15 protein-coding genes are annotated in these 14,889 nt (G+C 59.9%); 6 read left to right on the top strand and 9 right to left on the bottom strand.

All coding sequences use genetic code 11. The features are described from left to right. Nucleotides 1–102: 102 nt before the first annotated feature. The 5 genes from C2H86_RS16510 to rplM form a co-directional block, all read right to left on the bottom strand. Complete coding sequence (locus C2H86_RS16510; protein WP_159408962.1) at nucleotides 103–882, bottom strand: cytochrome c1; 780 nt, start codon at nucleotides 880–882, stop codon at nucleotides 103–105. Then, a complete protein-coding gene (locus C2H86_RS16505; RefSeq protein ID WP_159412948.1) occupies nucleotides 882–2,093 on the bottom strand; it encodes a cytochrome b in 1,212 nt (403 codons plus the stop codon). Before C2H86_RS16505 ends, C2H86_RS16510 begins: the two co-directional genes overlap by 1 nt. Then, entirely contained in the window at nucleotides 2,093–2,686 is a 594-nt protein-coding gene (petA, locus tag C2H86_RS16500; protein ID WP_016395498.1) for a ubiquinol-cytochrome c reductase iron-sulfur subunit, read from the bottom strand. Before petA ends, C2H86_RS16505 begins: the two co-directional genes overlap by 1 nt. Before the next feature lie 264 nt (nucleotides 2,687–2,950). Next, nucleotides 2,951–3,343, bottom strand: coding sequence for a 30S ribosomal protein S9 (gene rpsI, locus C2H86_RS16495; protein ID WP_103449210.1), 393 nt, complete (start codon nucleotides 3,341–3,343; stop codon nucleotides 2,951–2,953). A 14-nt stretch (nucleotides 3,344–3,357) separates the two neighbouring features. Further along, complete coding sequence (gene rplM, locus C2H86_RS16490; RefSeq protein WP_003251819.1) at nucleotides 3,358–3,786, bottom strand: 50S ribosomal protein L13; 429 nt, start codon at nucleotides 3,784–3,786, stop codon at nucleotides 3,358–3,360. Nucleotides 3,787–4,044: 258 nt separating this feature from the next. Here rplM and C2H86_RS16485 point away from each other — a divergent pair, with 258 nt between their 5' ends. Both C2H86_RS16485 and C2H86_RS16480 read left to right on the top strand, forming a co-directional pair. Next, nucleotides 4,045–5,085: an NADP(H)-dependent aldo-keto reductase gene (locus C2H86_RS16485; RefSeq protein WP_159408961.1), complete on the top strand. Its 1,041-nt coding sequence runs from the start codon at nucleotides 4,045–4,047 to the stop codon at nucleotides 5,083–5,085. A 188-nt stretch (nucleotides 5,086–5,273) separates the two neighbouring features. Continuing rightward, on the top strand, nucleotides 5,274–6,194 hold the full coding sequence (locus tag C2H86_RS16480; RefSeq protein ID WP_178083381.1) for a GlxA family transcriptional regulator: 921 nt from the start codon (nucleotides 5,274–5,276) through the stop codon (nucleotides 6,192–6,194). 33 nt (nucleotides 6,195–6,227) lie between these two features. On the opposite strand, the gene zapE is transcribed toward C2H86_RS16480, so the two are convergent. The 3 genes from zapE to C2H86_RS16465 form a co-directional block, all read right to left on the bottom strand. Then, complete coding sequence (zapE, locus tag C2H86_RS16475) at nucleotides 6,228–7,322, bottom strand: cell division protein ZapE (protein WP_103449208.1); 1,095 nt, start codon at nucleotides 7,320–7,322, stop codon at nucleotides 6,228–6,230. 85 nt (nucleotides 7,323–7,407) lie between these two features. Beyond that, a complete protein-coding gene (locus C2H86_RS16470; protein ID WP_159408960.1) occupies nucleotides 7,408–8,757 on the bottom strand; it encodes a tryptophan--tRNA ligase in 1,350 nt (449 codons plus the stop codon). Between the two features lie 25 nt (nucleotides 8,758–8,782). Then, the gene (locus C2H86_RS16465) at nucleotides 8,783–9,418 is read right to left on the bottom strand and encodes an alpha/beta hydrolase (protein ID WP_159408959.1); all 636 of its coding nucleotides are present in this window, start codon (nucleotides 9,416–9,418) and stop codon (nucleotides 8,783–8,785) included. A gap of 135 nt (nucleotides 9,419–9,553) precedes the next feature. Between C2H86_RS16465 and C2H86_RS16460 the strand changes: the two genes are divergently transcribed. Further along, nucleotides 9,554–9,991 (top strand): YhcB family protein, encoded by a 438-nt coding sequence (locus tag C2H86_RS16460; RefSeq protein ID WP_110635752.1) that lies wholly within the window; start codon nucleotides 9,554–9,556, stop codon nucleotides 9,989–9,991. Nucleotides 9,992–10,149: 158 nt separating this feature from the next. On the opposite strand, the gene C2H86_RS16455 is transcribed toward C2H86_RS16460, so the two are convergent. Then, nucleotides 10,150–11,346: a methionine gamma-lyase gene (locus tag C2H86_RS16455; protein WP_159408958.1), complete on the bottom strand. Its 1,197-nt coding sequence runs from the start codon at nucleotides 11,344–11,346 to the stop codon at nucleotides 10,150–10,152. 127 nt (nucleotides 11,347–11,473) lie between these two features. On the opposite strand from C2H86_RS16455, the gene C2H86_RS16450 reads away from it, so the two are divergent. From C2H86_RS16450 to C2H86_RS16440, 3 genes are all read left to right on the top strand, one after another. Beyond that, nucleotides 11,474–11,953, top strand: coding sequence for an Lrp/AsnC family transcriptional regulator (locus C2H86_RS16450; protein ID WP_159408957.1), 480 nt, complete (start codon nucleotides 11,474–11,476; stop codon nucleotides 11,951–11,953). Between the two features lie 114 nt (nucleotides 11,954–12,067). After that, entirely contained in the window at nucleotides 12,068–14,473 is a 2,406-nt protein-coding gene (locus C2H86_RS16445; RefSeq protein WP_159408956.1) for an S-type pyocin domain-containing protein, read from the top strand. Next, nucleotides 14,470–14,733 carry a bacteriocin immunity protein gene (locus C2H86_RS16440; RefSeq protein WP_159408955.1) on the top strand — a complete coding sequence of 88 codons (264 nt, stop codon included), beginning with the start codon at nucleotides 14,470–14,472 and terminating at the stop codon, nucleotides 14,731–14,733. Before C2H86_RS16445 ends, C2H86_RS16440 begins: the two co-directional genes overlap by 4 nt. Nucleotides 14,734–14,889 lie beyond the last annotated feature (156 nt).

Here is a 14,889-nt window from a genome sequence, read left to right as displayed (position 1 = left end):
AGGGGATGCTTGTAAAACTCTAAATGAAAACGCGCCCGCAGGGCCCTGGCACATGTGCCGGGGCCCTGCGGGCGCGTTCAACTACCAGAAATTACTGCGTGATCAGTGCACGTCCTTCCAGTATTCGCGCTTGAGCAAGTAGGCAAATACGAAGAAGAAAGCCAGGTACAGCAACACATAGGTACCGATGCGCTGGCTTTCCAGTTTGACCGGGTTGGCCGAATAGGCCAGGAAGGTCACCAGGTTCTTGACCTTCTCGTCGAACTGCTCGGTGCTCAGGGTACCGGAATTCGGCGTAATGGTCAGCTGGTCACAGGCTTCATGGGTCAGCGGGCTACCCGTCAAAGGGTCGAATTGCTTCTTGCCATCGACCACCATCTGTACCTGCTTGCAGCCAACCACCTGGTTGCCCTGCAGGCCGACCAGCACGTTGGGCATGCCGACGTTCGGGAACACCTTGTTGTTGACCCCGTACGGGCGCGACTTGTCTTCATAGAAGCTGCGCAGGTAGGTGTACAGCCAGTCGGTGCCCCGCACCCGGGCGACCAAGGTCAGGTCGGGCGGCGCTGCGCCGAACCAGGTCTTGGCGTCGCTGGGCTGCATGCCGATCTGCATGTGGTCGCCGATCTTGGCGCCGGTGAACACCAGCTTCTCGAGCATCAACTCATGGGGGATGCCAAGGTCATCGGCAACCCGCTCGTAACGCTGGAACTTGGCGCTATGGCAACCCATGCAATAGTTGGCGAAGGTGCGCGCACCGTCCTGCATGGCCGCCTTGTCGGTCAGGTCGATATCGACCTTGTCCAGCTCCAGGCCGTGTTCGGCAGCGAAGGAAAAGGCAGGCATCACTGCCAGCAAAAATACTGCAATCAACTTTTTCATCAGCCAGTCACCCTTTCCGGAACCGGTTTGGTCTTCTCGAGCCTTGTGTAGAACGGCATCAGCAGGAAGTAGGCGAAGTACAGCACCGTGCACACCTGCGACAGCAAGGTACGCCCAGGCGTAGGCGCCAGTACGCCGAGGATGCCGAGGATGACGAAGGCAATGCAGAACACCAGCAGGAAGACCTTGCTGATCCTGCCCTTGTAGCGCATGGAACGCACCGGGCTGCGGTCGAGCCAGGGCAGCACGAACAGCACGGCGATAGCGGCACCCATGGCGATTACGCCCATGAGCTTGTCGGGCACCGCTCGCAGGATCGCGTAGAACGGCGTGAAGTACCACACAGGGGCGATATGCTCGGGCGTCTTGAACGCGTTCGCCTGCTCGAAGTTGGGTTTTTCCAGGAAGTAACCGCCCATTTCCGGGAAGAAGAACACCACGGCGCAGAATACGAAGAGGAACACCACCACACCGACGATGTCCTTGACGGTGTAGTACGGGTGGAACGGAATGCCGTCGAGCGGAATGCCGTTTTCGTCCTTTTTCTTCTTGATGTCCACACCATCAGGGTTGTTCGAACCCACTTCGTGCAGGGCCAGGATGTGCAGCACCACCAGGCCGAGAATCACGATCGGCAGGGCCACCACGTGCAGGGCGAAGAAGCGGTTCAGGGTGATGCCCGAGATCAGGTAGTCACCACGAATCCACTGGGTCAGGTCGCCACCGATCACCGGTATGGCGCCGAACAGCGAGATGATCACCTGGGCACCCCAGTACGACATCTGCCCCCAGGGCAGCAGATAGCCCATGAAGGCTTCAGCCATCAGCGCCAGGTAGATCAGCATGCCGAACAGCCAAACCAGCTCACGAGGCTTCTGGTAGGAGCCGTAGAGCAGGCCGCGGAACATGTGCAGGTAGACCACGATGAAGAATGCCGAAGCGCCGGTGGAGTGCAGGTAGCGCAGGATCCAGCCGTATTCGACGTCACGCATGATGTACTCGACCGAGGCGAAGGCCTCTTCCGCCGAGGGCGTGAAACTCATGGTCAGCCACACGCCAGTGACGATCTGGTTGACCAGCACCAGCAGCGCCAGCGAGCCGAAGAAATACAGGAAGTTGAAGTTCTTGGGCGCGTAATACTTGCTCAGGTGGTCTTCCCACATCTTGGTGGCGGGGAAGCGAGCGTCAATCCAGTCCATGAACTTGCTCATCATGCTTTCTCCTGGTCGACGCCGATGACGACGATGTCGTCCGACTCATAAGAATGCGGCGGCACTGGCAGGTTGAGAGGCGCCGGCTGCGACTTGTAGACACGACCGGCCAGGTCGTAGTGGGAGCCGTGGCAAGGGCAGAAATAACCACCGACCCACTTCGGCCCGAGGTCTGCGGGCGCGACTTCCGGGCGGAAGGTCGGCGAGCAGCCCAGGTGCGTGCAGAGGCCGACGAGAATGAGGATTTCCGGCTTGATCGAGCGAACCTCGGGGTCGACATAGGTCGGCTGCACCGAGCTCTTCGATTGAGGGTCGGAGAGATCACCCTCGATCTTCTTCAGGTTGCCAAGGATCTCCTGCGTTCGCCGGACGATGAACACCGGCTGGCCACGCCACTCGGCAACCATCTGCTGCCCCGGCTCGACCTTGGCAATATTGACCTTCACCGGTGCGCCGGCCGCCTTCGCCTTGGCACTGGGAAACCATGACCCCACGAACGGTACCGCAGCCCCCACTGCCCCCGCTGCCCCGACCACGGATGTCGCGGCTACGAGGAAGCGGCGCCGGCCTGCGTTGACGCCGTCATTGCTCATTCAGTCCTCTCCCATCAGCTTTGCTTGGCCAGTTGGACCTGGCCTGTACTTAGGTTGTGTCTGTGGCACTAAAATTTGGCCGCCATGGTAAGAAACAAATCCACACAATGACAAGGTGATTACCCCCACAAGGAGCTATAACCCGCGCTTTGCTTGATCTGCGTCTATGCGACAAGTGGTCACCGACATGCTGACAGGTTAGTTCAAGCACAAAAAAAAGCCCGGTTCCAAGGAACCGGGCTTTTTTCGACTGCCGAAGCGGTATTAACGCTTGGAGTACTGAGGACGCTTACGCGCTTTACGCAGACCCACTTTCTTACGCTCGACTTCACGAGCGTCGCGGGTGACGTAGCCAGCACGACGCAGAGCGCCACGCAGGGTTTCGTCGTATTCCATCAGAGCGCGGGTGATACCGTGACGGATCGCACCGGCCTGACCGCTGACACCACCACCGGAAACGGTGACGTAGATGTCGAACTTCTCAGTGGACTCGGTCAGCTCGAGCGGCTGACGAACAACCATGCGAGCGGTTTCGCGACCGAAGAACACGTCCAGAGAACGGTTGTTGATGGAAATGTTACCAGTACCCGGACGCAGGAAAACGCGAGCGGTTGCGGTCTTGCGACGGCCAGTGCCGTAATTTTGAGTCGCCGACATAATGAACTTTCCCGTTAGATCTTCAGTTCTTGAGGCTGCTGAGCAGTGTGTGGGTGAGCAGCACCCGCGTACACTTTCAGCTTACGGTACATGTCGCGACCCAGCGGGTTCTTAGGCAGCATGCCCTTGACCGCGGTTTCGATAACACGCTCAGGGGCCTTGGCGATCAACTTCTCGAAGTTGATTTCCTTGATGCCGCCTGGGAAACCGGAGTGGGAGTAGTACATTTTGTCGGAAGACTTGGCACCAGTCACACGAACCTGTTCAGCGTTGATGACGACGATGTAGTCGCCGGTGTCAACGTGAGGGGTGTATTCTGGTTTGTGTTTGCCACGCAGACGGGTAGCGATTTCGGTAGCCAGACGACCCAGGGTCTGGCCAGCGGCGTCAACTACGAACCACTCGCGCTTTACTGTTTCCGGTTTAGCAGTAAAAGTTTTCATTCTCTAAAGCCTCAGAGGCCGCCCAGCGAAAAATAGACGGCGAATCTTACTGGATAGTGCACAGCTTGCCAAGGGCAAGCGCGCAGCCGAACGCTGACGCTTTTGGGGGCTCGGGTCGGGCACGCCAATGTTCGACGGGGTTCTTCCTGCGTGGTGGTGCATCACTTCCGCCACACGGAGAGGGGCAGAATTATCCAGATTGCGCGAAAAATTTCAACCTGCTTTGATGGGGTTCTTTTGCCAAGGAGTGTTTTCCCGATGGAATACCGCAAGCTCGGCCGTACCGACCTCGACGTCAGCGCCCTGTGCCTGGGCACCATGACCTGGGGCGAGCAGAACACCCAGGACGAGGCCTTCGAGCAGATTGCCCTGGCCAAGGCCAGCGGCATCAACTTCATCGACACCGCCGAGATGTACCCGGTGCCGCCACGCCCGGAAACCTATGCCGCCACCGAGCGCATCATCGGCAACTGGTTCCGCGCCAACGGTGATCGTGACGACTGGGTCCTGGCCAGCAAGGTCGCCGGCCCCGGCAACGGCATCAGCCACATCCGCGACGGCCAGCTCAAGCACAACCGCCAGCACATCGTCGCCGCACTGGACGAGAGCCTCAAGCGCCTGCAGACCGACCGCATCGACCTCTACCAACTGCACTGGCCGGAGCGCAGCACCAACTTCTTCGGCAAGCTGGGTTACCAGCATTTGGCCAACGACCTGTTCACCCCGCTGGAAGAAACCCTCGAAGTGCTCGACGAGCAGGTACGTGCCGGCAAGATCCGCCACATCGGCCTGTCCAACGAAACCCCATGGGGCACCATGAAGTTCCTGCAACTGGCCGACAGCCGTGGCTGGCCGCGGGCGGTGTCGATCCAGAACCCCTACAACCTGCTCAATCGCAGCTTCGAAGTGGGCCTGGCGGAGGTTGCGATCCGCGAGCAATGCGGCCTGCTGGCCTATTCGCCACTGGCGTTCGGCATGCTCTCGGGCAAGTACGAGAATGGTGCCCGACCAGAAAAAGGCCGCCTGACCCTGTTCAGCCGCTTCGCCCGCTATTCCAACCCGCAAACCGTGGCGGCCTGCAGCCGTTATGTGCAGCTGGCCAAGGCCCATGGCCTGGACCCGGCCCAGATGGCCCTGGCGTTCGTGACCCGACAGCCGTTCGTGACCAGCAATATCATCGGCGCGACCGACCGGGTGCAACTGCAGAGCAACCTCGACAGCCTCCAGCTGGAGCTCAGTGACGAGCTGCTGGCAGCGATCGAAGCGATCCATCAGGAGCAGCCGAACCCGGCACCTTGAACAGCACGGGCCGCTTTGCGGCCCCTCTGCGACCTGGGGTAGACACAATCGCCAAAAAATAAGACGATCCAGCCGGTGATTGACCACTCTACCCTATAAGAACAATGACAATGATGTTTACCCAACCCTCCGCGTCGTTGCGGCGCGTCAGCATCCTGGCCATTGACAAGGTGTTCGCTTCGACCCTGATGCAGGCCAAGGATTTCTTCCACCTCGCCAGCTTGCGCTACAGCAAGCAGCTGGGCCTGGGCTTGCAGCCCATGTTCGAGATTCGCCTGGTGAGCCCCGATGGCCAGCCGGTGGACAGTTTCAGCAATGTGCAACTGCCGGTCGATGGCGGCCTTGACGATGCCGATGTGATCATCCTCCCGGCCTTCTGGGAAGATTTCGACAACCTCCAGCAACGTTATCCACAGGTGCTGCCGTGGCTGCGCGAACAGCACGCCCGTGGGGCGGTGCTGTGCGCCGAAGCCAGCGGCGTGTTCTGGCTGGCCGAGTCCGGCCTGCTCGACGGCAAGGAGGCGACCACCTACTGGCGCTTCTTCAACAGCTTTGCCGAGCGCTACCCGAAGATCCGCCTGAATCAGGACAAGCACCTGACCGACGCTGACAACCTGTACTGCGCCGGCGGCACCACCTCAGCTTGTGATCTGTACATCTACCTGATCGAGCGCTTCTGTGGCGCCAATGTGGCGCGAGCCGTGGCCCGCGACATCCTCTACGAGGTGCAGCGCAACTATACCCCAGGGCGTATGGGCTTTGGCGGGCAGAAGCTGCACCAGGACCTGATCATCCTGCAGATCCAGCATTGGCTGGAGGAACACTTCGCCGACAAGTTCCGCTTCGAGGACGTGGCCCGCAACCATGGCATGAGCATTCGCAACTTCATGCGCCGTTTCCAGGGGGCGACTGGGGACAAGCCGCTGCATTACTTGCAGCGGTTACGCATCGAGACAGCAAAAGGGCTGCTGTCGAGCACGCGCAAGAGCATCAAGACCATTAGTTATGAGGTCGGCTATGACGATGCGAGCTTCTTTGCGAGGTTGTTCCGCCAGCATACGGAGTTGTCGCCGAATCAGTATCGGCAGCAGTTCATGCAAGAGGCTTGAGGCCTATGGGGCCGCTCTGCGGCCCCAGCTTTGTTACGGCTTGTGCGCGCGCGACAGGAATTCGTGCGACTGCATTTCCAGCAACCGGCTCAGGGTCCGCTGGAATTCGAAGCTCAGGCGCCCGCCAGTGTACAGGTCCTTCAGCTCCACCTCGGCCGAGATGATCAGCTTGACGTTGCGGTCGTAGAACTCGTCCACCATGTTGATGAAGCGGCGGGCGATGTCGTCGGTGGTGACGCCCATCTGCTCCACGTTGCTCAGCAACACGGCGTGGAAGATCTTACCCAGCTCGATGTAGTCGTTCTGGCTGCGCGGCCCGTCGCACAGGGCGCGGAAGTCGAACCAGGCGACGTCGTCGCAGGTGCGCAGGGCATTGATCGGGCGGTTTTCGATCATCAGCACGTCGTTCTCGACGGCCTGGGTGCACTCGGGCGTCAGCGCCTTGAAGCTGGCGCGCATGCTCTGGTGCGCCGCGTCGTTGAGCGGGAAGTGGAACAGTTCGGCCTGCTCCAGGTGACGCAGGCGGTAGTCGACGCCACTGTCGACGTTCACCACGTCGGTGTACTGCTTGATCATGGCGATGGCCGGCAGGAAGCGCGCGCGCTGCAGGCCGTCCTTGTACAAGCCGTCAGGGACGATGTTGGAGGTCGCCACCAGCGAGACGCCGTTCTTGAACAGCTCTTCCATCAAGGTGCCGAGGATCATGGCATCGGTAATATCGGAAACGAAGAATTCGTCGAAGCAGATCACCTTGGCTTCTTCGCTGAAGCGCTTGGCAATGAGGGTCAGCGGGTTCTTCTCGCCCTTGAGGGTTTTCATTTCCTCGTGGACACGCTTCATGAAGCGGTGGAAGTGCGTGCGCATCTTCTGCTTGAACGGCAGCGCTTCATAGAATGTGTCGACCAGATAGGTCTTGCCACGCCCTACTCCGCCCCAGAAGTACAGGCCTTTGACTGGCGTCTGCTCCTTCTTGCCGAACAGCTTGCCGAACACGCCCGGCTTGTTGTTCTGCGCGTGCACCAGGTCGTCGTACAGACGCTGCAGGTGACGTACCGCAGTTTCCTGCGCCGCGTCATGGAAGAAGTCGGGACGTTTCAGATCTGCTTGATATCGTTCTAGGGGCGTCATGATTTCGTTAGCGAGGCAACAAAAAACGGGCCGTCACTGTAGCGACAGGCCCGCTTAATGGCAATCAGACTTGCGTCAATATGCCTCAGTCTTGTTGCGGCTGAAGCGCTACACGCAGGCTTTCGATGGCCGAATCACGGGCTTCGGCGCTGTCGAACTGCGGCCCGTCGGCAACCTGCTCGTCGTTCAGCCACAGGCTGAAGCCCAGGCCGTCAACGCGCACGTCAGCGTCACCACCTTGCTGCAGCTGTTTGCTCACGGCACCGGCACTCTTGCCGTCGGCGAAGCTGCGCGACAGCAGCAATTGCTCGCCATCGGCGGCCAGCAGGCGGAAGCGGAAGCTGCCGTCTTCGTCACGGAAGCTGACAAAGCGCGCACTCTTGGCGGCTTTCTTCTTCACTTCGGTGCTGGCCTGCACGCTGCTGCGGAACGAGCGCAGGCCAACGGCCTCACGCAGCTGCTCGAGGAACGGGGTGGCGATCTTGCGGGCCTTGGCGGCGCCGGCGAGGAGGATGTCCTCCAGGTCTGCCGGGCGCGAGATCAGCTGGTGGTAGTGCTCGCGCTTCTCGGCCAGCTGGCCGTCGAGCAGCTGGAACAGACGCTGCTTCGCTTCGCCCCAGCCCAGGCCCTGCAGCAGCTCTTCGCGGAACTCGGCGCACTGCGAAGGCGTCGAGAAGGCCTGGAACAGGGTGAACAGGTGCGAATTGTCCGGATCCTTGGCTTCGCCAGGTGCACGCGAGTCAGTGACGATGCGCGAGATGGCGTCTTTCATGTCCTTGGCGCTGGTGAACAGCGGGATGGTGTTGTCGTAGCTCTTGGACATCTTGCGACCGTCCAGGCCCGGCAGGGTCGCCACGCTCTCTTCGATCACCGCTTCCGGCAGGGCGAAGAAGTCGTTGCCCTGGCCAAACAGGTGGTTGAAGCGCTGGCCGATGTCGCGGGCCATTTCCACGTGCTGGATCTGGTCGCGGCCGACCGGCACCTTGTTGGCGTTGAACATCAGGATGTCTGCGGCCATCAGCACCGGGTAGCTGTACAGGCCCATGGTCACGCCAGCATCCGGGTCTTCGCCGGTTTCCAGGTTCTTGTCCACCGAGGCCTTGTAGGCGTGGGCGCGGTTGAGCAGGCCCTTGGCGGCGACGCAGGTCAGCAGCCAGGTCAGCTCGGGGATCTCGGGGATATCGGACTGACGGTAGAAGGTCACCTTGGCCGGGTCCAGGCCACCGGCCAGCCAGGTGGCGGCGATTTCCAGGCGCGAGCGCTGGATGCGCAGCGGGTCGTCGCACTTGATCAGGGCGTGATAGTCGGCCAGGAAGTAGAACGAGTCGACACCCGGCTGCTGGCTGGCGAGGATCGCCGGGCGGATGGCGCCGGCGTAGTTGCCCAGGTGCGGGGTGCCGGTGGTGGTGATACCGGTGAGGATACGCGTGGTCATGGGTGTTCGCTTATTCAGGCTTGGCTCAGTTCGAAAGGCGCGGCAGCAGCAGATCCTTCAGATCGGTCAGCTTGCCATGGAAGAAGTGTCCGCATTCTGCCACTTTCAGCAGCTCATGGGGGCGCCCCAGTGCGTCGGACCATTCGTAAACCAGCTGCGGATCGACGACTTCGTCGGCGTCAGGCTGCACCACAGCGATCGGGCAGCGCTGCGGCAGCGGGAAGTCAGCGGTCAGGCGCATCACCGCCGGGGCGATCATGAACAACTGCTGCAACTCCACACCTTGCGCTTCCAGGCGCCCGGCCAGGCTGGTGGCGACGAAGCCACCGAACGAGAAGCCCATAAGTACCAACGGCAGCTCGGGGTGCCTGGCACGCAGCCACGCCGCCGCCGCCTCGGCATCGGCCACTTCGCCAGCGCCCATGTCATGGCTGCCGGCGCTCTGGCCGACACCGCGGTAGTTGAAGCGCAGGGTCACGTAGCCGGCGTCACGGGCGGTGCGCTGCAGGGTCGAGACCACCTTGTTGAGCATGGTGCCGCCCTGGACCGGGTTGGGGTGGCAGATCAGCACCGCACCGCGGGCATCGGCCACGTCCAGGTACAAGGCTTCCAGCTGGCCGATCGGGCCGTCGATGAACAAGGGGGTTTCGCGGACAAGCAAGGCACTACTCCGTGACCTCGAAGGGGGTCGTTTCGTCTAGGTGAGGAATTCTGTTCTGATTTGCGATTGCTCGCGGTATACAGCGCAGGTCTGAGCCGTTAACGTAAAGCAAAGCCGTTTATAGAGGAAGGACTCGTGGAACTCTCGCTCCTTGTTTGGTTGTTGCCAACCCTGGCCCTGGTCATCGGTGTGGCGGTCGGTTTCATCGTGGCCCGCCTGCTGCCCAACGCGGCGCCCAGCAATACCCAGCGCCAACTGGATGACATCCAGAAGCGTTTCGACAGTTATCAGAACGAAGTGGTCACCCACTTCAACAGCACCGCCATGCTGGTCAAGAAACTGACCCAGAGCTACCAGGACGTACAAGATCACCTGGCCGAAGGCGCCAACAGCCTGGCCCTTGACGATGTCACCCGCCAGCGTCTGCTTGCCGCACTGCACTCCGAGAGCACCCAGGGTCCGCGTGACCGCCTGACCCCGCCGAAGGACACCGCTGAAGTGCCACGCGACTATGCACCGAAGTCGCCGAACTCGCCGGGCATGCTCGACGAGAGCTACGGGCTCAAGCGCTGAACCGCTGAAATAAACAAGGCCTCGCAAGAGGCCTTTTTTATGCGCCGGGTCACGGCATCTGTGGGAGCGGGCTTGACCCGCGAAGCAGGCGACTCGGTGGCTGGCACCGGCTTCGCCGGTGTTCGCGGGACAAGCCCGCGCCCACAGAGCCAGGCAACCTAGCTGCAAGCCTTGAGCGCCTGCTCGACATCCGCCAGCAAATCTTCCACATCCTCCAGCCCCACCGACAACCGCACCAACCCCTCGGAAATGCCGTGATGCTCTCGCTCTTCGGGCGTATAGCTGGAATGGGTCATGCTCGCCGGATGCTGCGCCAGCGACTCAGCGTCGCCCAGGCTCACCGCCCGGGCAAACAGTTGCAGGGCGTTCATGAAACGCCGCCCGGCTTCGATCCCGCCCTTGAGCTCGAAAGCAATCATCCCACCCGGCAAGCGCATCTGCCGCTGCGCCAGTTCGTATTGGGCAAACGATGGCAGCCCAGGATATTGAATCAGCTCCACCTGCGGCTGGCGCGCGAGGAACTCGGCGACCTGCTGGGCATTCGCACAGTGACGGTCCATGCGCAACGCGAGTGTCTTGATGCCACGCATCAACAGCGAGGCATCGTGCGGTGACAGCACCGCGCCAGTCATGTCCTTGAGGCCTTCCAGGCGAATTCGGTCCACCAGCGCCTTGCGCCCGATCACCAGGCCTGCAGTGATATCGCCGTGGCCGCTGAGGTACTTGGTCGCCGAATGCACCACCAGGTCAGCCCCCTGCTCCAGTGGCCGTTGCAGGTAGGGCGTGCAATAGGTGTTGTCGACCACGATATGCAAGTCATGCCCCCGCGCCGCTTCGGCCACCGCCGCGATATCGACCAGTTGCATGTTCGGGTTGGCCGGGGTTTCGAAGTAGATCATCCGGGTCTTGTGGGTGATCGCTGCCTTTAGCGCCTGGGTGTCATTGAGGTCGACATGCCGCACCTTCACCCCGAACTCACCGATGCCATGGTGCATGTAGGCGAAGGTGCAGCCATACACCGTGCGCCCGACAATCAGCTCGTCGCCGGGGCGCAGCAGGGTCCATAGCGTCGAGGTGATGGCCCCCATGCCCGACGCCAGCGCCAGGCCTGCCTCACCTCCTTCCAGGGAGGCCATGCGCTGCTCAAGCAACGCCAAAGTCGGATTGGAGATACGGCTGTAGAAGTGCCCGCCCTCCTCCCCGGCAAAGCACGCTGCGCCGTATTCAACGCTGGGGAAGGCATAGGTTGCGGTCTGGTAAACCGGTGGCACCAGGGCGCCGCCGTGGGAAAGCGGGTCGTAGCCATGATGGATGGCGCGAGTGGAAAAACCGGTGTTGTTATGGGAGTCGCGCATGGCAACAGCCTCTGGTGGTTTGTTATAAGCTTATGCCACCGAGCTGCCTGAATTTTTCCAAAATAGCCCACGCATTCGCGCCTGTTTTGGAAAGAAAACAACAAATACAACACCAGGAGGGCAAATCATGCCTTCAAGCCTCGACCGTACCGACCGCGCCCTGCTCGCGGCCTTGCAGGACAACGCCCGCCTTACCATCTCCGAACTCGCCGACCAGGTTGCGCTGACCACCTCGCCTTGCTGGCGACGGGTCAAGCTGCTGGAGGACAACGGTTATATCACCGGTTACCAGGCCATCTTGTCACCCAAGTCGCTGGGGTTTGGGGTGACGGCGTTTGTCAGCATCATGATGGACTCGCATACCAAGGACATGGCTTTGGCGTTCGAGCGAAGGCTGATGGAGATTCCCGAGATTGTGTCTTGCCACAACATATCCGGACGTTATGACTTTCTGCTGGAGATCCTGGCGAGGGATCTGGAATCGTTCGGGGAATTCACCCGGGAAGTGCTGCAGCGGTTGCCGGGGGTGAAGGAGATTTATTCGAGTTTTTCCTACAAGGCTGTTAAGGAAAAGCGCGTTATTCCTGTTTCCGAAAAGCACATTTAACCCAGATCTTTCCAGTCAGCAGGAATACTCCTACTGATTGACGAGCAGCGCCTGACATACAGGAAAAACTGCCTGGAGCACGCTTTGCCATGTAGCGACCAGGAGGATGACTACATGGCTCAAAATGAAACCGTCAAATTTGGTGAACCCTTCCGTGATTCCCGCGGTGCGCTGAATCTGAATGAGGGAGTCTTGACGCGCGCGCAAGCCCCAGATCGAGTGCCTCTCAGTCCTTTGCCCCCGTTGTCTGGGACCGGCTATGGCGGCTGGGGGCTGGATGCAGGGCGTCCTCGAGGTACTGGAGGGCCTAGCCCTTTCGCCCAGGAAAAAGGCTGGCGAACGGTTTTCGGCGAGGAATTTACTGCCGTCAACAATATCCACGCCGAACAATATGCACCCGCTCTTGAGCAACTTCCCGCGCAAATCAGCGCTGAGCGCGCGACCATCGAACAACAGGCAATCGCGGGAGCTGCGGGTCAGCCTGTCCAGCATCTGGGGTTACGCCAACAGCTGGCCACGACGAGCTTGCAACAAAGGCGCGCCGAATATCTTCAAATTGCCCCCGTGGCAACCAGCTTCTACGGCGCCATACCTTTTTATAAGCGCTACGACTCCTTCGCCACCCGGCTGAACGACGATGGCGCATTCCCGATCGGCGCCTCTGGCGAGGCATGGGGCCGACAGGTCTGGGAAACCTTCAACGCCTCGGTCGATGCCGCCTATCGCTTGCACATCGCAGCGCAGAAGTTTCAGGCGTTGGCGGCGGACCTGCCGGAAATGGCTCGCCAGGTCGACGAGGCAGAACTTGCCCAACCCGCTGTCGACCTCTCCGAAGCAATCGAGCGGCGGTATGGCCAAATTCTTCATGAACAGCAGATCTGCTTCGACTGCCTGCCCAACTTCCTGCAGTACCAAGTGGCTCAATCCACCCCAACTCAGGAAACCGATACCCTCATCCAGCGATTTTCGGCCTATGTAAACGCCGCCAATGCGCTGATCGCAGCGAAGCAAGCCGAGGTACCCGCTGCCAGCGACTCCAACCCGAACATCGTCGGCCCACTTTCCAAGCCTCAAACCGAGGCATTGCAAGACCTCGTCGATGAACAGGCCACCCGCCGAGCCGGCGTGCTTTGGGCGGATTACCACCGGGCACTGGCGCTCACAGAGTCCATTCGCTATTTGCAGCAGTTCAGCGCGTCCATGGCGAACCTCACCCAGCGAGCGCTGGAAATGGAACAACTGCAGGCAAGGCTTGCAGCCGAACGTGCAGCAGCCGAGGAGGCTGCACGTCAGCAAGCAGAAGCAGCGCGGATAGCTGCCGAAGAGGCCGCACGCCAGCAAGCAGAAGCCGAACGGATAGCTGCCGAAGAAGCTGCACGTCAGCAAGCAGAAGCTGAACGGATAGCGGCCGAAGAATCGGCCCGGCGCCAAGCCGAGGCAGCACGCCAACGCATCAGTTACATCAACGACACCCACTCTGCTGCCTCTGCGACGACCGTCATTCCGATCGGGCTGGCGACCTTTGCTGCGGATGTCGCGTCGGTTGCTGTTCGCGTAGCGATCATCGCAGCAGTAGGTCGATTGGCTACCACAACGGCCCCCTTGGCTGTAGCCATACTTTCGGCAGCCTGGCCTGCAACGCTGGGTAATTCAGAAAGGCGGTACCTGATCAGCACTCCTCTTTCCAGCCTTTCTCCACCAGACGGACCTGACCTAGCCGCCCTCGCCCTTTCATCAGCCAGCGTAGACGTGCCTTATTTACTGGCGGGTAGTGAAGAAGAAAACGACATCGGCTTATACGTGGTGCCTGGCGGGAAACCGGTCGCCGTAAGGGCGGCGGCCTTTGACGCAGAACGTCAGGTTTACAGCCTTGCGCTCGATAACCCTCAGCGCATCCTGACGTGGACACCGGCAAGCGCGCCTGGAGGTGACGAAAATAGCTCTACAAGCCTGCCGTCGCTTCTACCAGGCACGGTAGTGTACGCGGGTAGCAGCCTGAACCCGATCACCACCGAAACGGAAAGTTACCCCGCGCTGGACCTGCTGGATCAGGAACGGCTTATCATCACATTTCCAATCGACTCGGGATTGCCGCCTATCCTGGTGGTTTTCAAGAGTCCACGATATGAGCCGGGAACTGTCACAGGCCAAGGATCAATTGTCGAAGGTATCTGGCTCTCAGAGGAGACCCGGAAAGCCGGCGCCGCAATACCTGCTGTAATTGCAGATATGCTGAGAGGCAGAGAGTTTCGAGATTTTGATGCATTCAGAAGTGAATTTTGGAAGATCGTCGCCAGTACACCAGAGCTCTCAAAGCAATTTAACACCACAAACAATAAGCTCATGAGTAAAGGCTATGCTCCTAAGGCACGCGACACCGACCATTACAAAGGCAACGCTACCTTTATACTTCATCATGTCATTCCAATTTCGGAAGGTGGAGCCGTATACGATATTGACAATATAAAAGTGGTGACGCCAGAGGCTCACAATCGAATCCATTACGGGGTATCGCAATGAAAGACAACAAGAAATTTTCCGACTTCACCGAGGCTGAATTCCTCGACCTCATTATCTCCATTACAGATCCGGCGGATGATGTAAGTGAAAAAGAACTGGACTTGCGCATATTAAAGTTCAAGGAAATTTCCGAACACCCCAGCGGATCCGACCTTATTTACTGGCCAGAAGCCGATGGCTTGGACACCCCCGAAGAAATTTTACGAATTGTGAAAGAGTGGCGCGCCTCTAACCAAAAGCCCGGATTGAAAGCCCTTTGAGCCCTAAGCCCCGCTTTCGCGGGGCGCCTCCTGCTGGAGTAAGAACATTCCTACAGATCCTTAAAAAATAGCCTACGCCCTATGTGGCACGGTGAATATTTCCATCCCAAACAAGTACAGCCATGATCTAAACATCACTTTTAGAGAGAAACTCTG

This window comes from Pseudomonas putida, from assembly GCF_009883635.2.
Taxonomy (GTDB): domain Bacteria; phylum Pseudomonadota; class Gammaproteobacteria; order Pseudomonadales; family Pseudomonadaceae; genus Aquipseudomonas; species Aquipseudomonas putida_W.
This window is presented reverse-complemented; position numbering and strand designations above follow the sequence as displayed.

Bases quoted from the DNA above. Each gene is read 5' to 3' on its own strand.
- C2H86_RS16510 (WP_159408962.1), bottom strand. From the start codon at position 882: ATGAAAAAGTTGATTGCAGTATTTTTGCTGGCAGTGATGCCTGCCTTT.
- C2H86_RS16505 (WP_159412948.1), bottom strand. From the start codon at position 2,093: ATGAGCAAGTTCATGGACTGGATTGACGCTCGCTTCCCCGCCACCAAG.
- petA (WP_016395498.1), bottom strand. From the start codon at position 2,686: ATGAGCAATGACGGCGTCAACGCAGGCCGGCGCCGCTTCCTCGTAGCC.
- rpsI (WP_103449210.1), bottom strand. From the start codon at position 3,343: ATGTCGGCGACTCAAAATTACGGCACTGGCCGTCGCAAGACCGCAACC.
- rplM (WP_003251819.1), bottom strand. From the start codon at position 3,786: ATGAAAACTTTTACTGCTAAACCGGAAACAGTAAAGCGCGAGTGGTTC.
- C2H86_RS16485 (WP_159408961.1), top strand. From the start codon at position 4,045: ATGGAATACCGCAAGCTCGGCCGTACCGACCTCGACGTCAGCGCCCTG.
- C2H86_RS16480 (WP_178083381.1), top strand. From the start codon at position 5,274: ATGCAGGCCAAGGATTTCTTCCACCTCGCCAGCTTGCGCTACAGCAAG.
- zapE (WP_103449208.1), bottom strand. From the start codon at position 7,322: ATGACGCCCCTAGAACGATATCAAGCAGATCTGAAACGTCCCGACTTC.
- C2H86_RS16470 (WP_159408960.1), bottom strand. From the start codon at position 8,757: ATGACCACGCGTATCCTCACCGGTATCACCACCACCGGCACCCCGCAC.
- C2H86_RS16455 (WP_159408958.1), bottom strand. From the start codon at position 11,346: ATGCGCGACTCCCATAACAACACCGGTTTTTCCACTCGCGCCATCCAT.
- C2H86_RS16450 (WP_159408957.1), top strand. From the start codon at position 11,474: ATGCCTTCAAGCCTCGACCGTACCGACCGCGCCCTGCTCGCGGCCTTG.
- C2H86_RS16445 (WP_159408956.1), top strand. From the start codon at position 12,068: ATGGCTCAAAATGAAACCGTCAAATTTGGTGAACCCTTCCGTGATTCC.
- C2H86_RS16440 (WP_159408955.1), top strand. From the start codon at position 14,470: ATGAAAGACAACAAGAAATTTTCCGACTTCACCGAGGCTGAATTCCTC.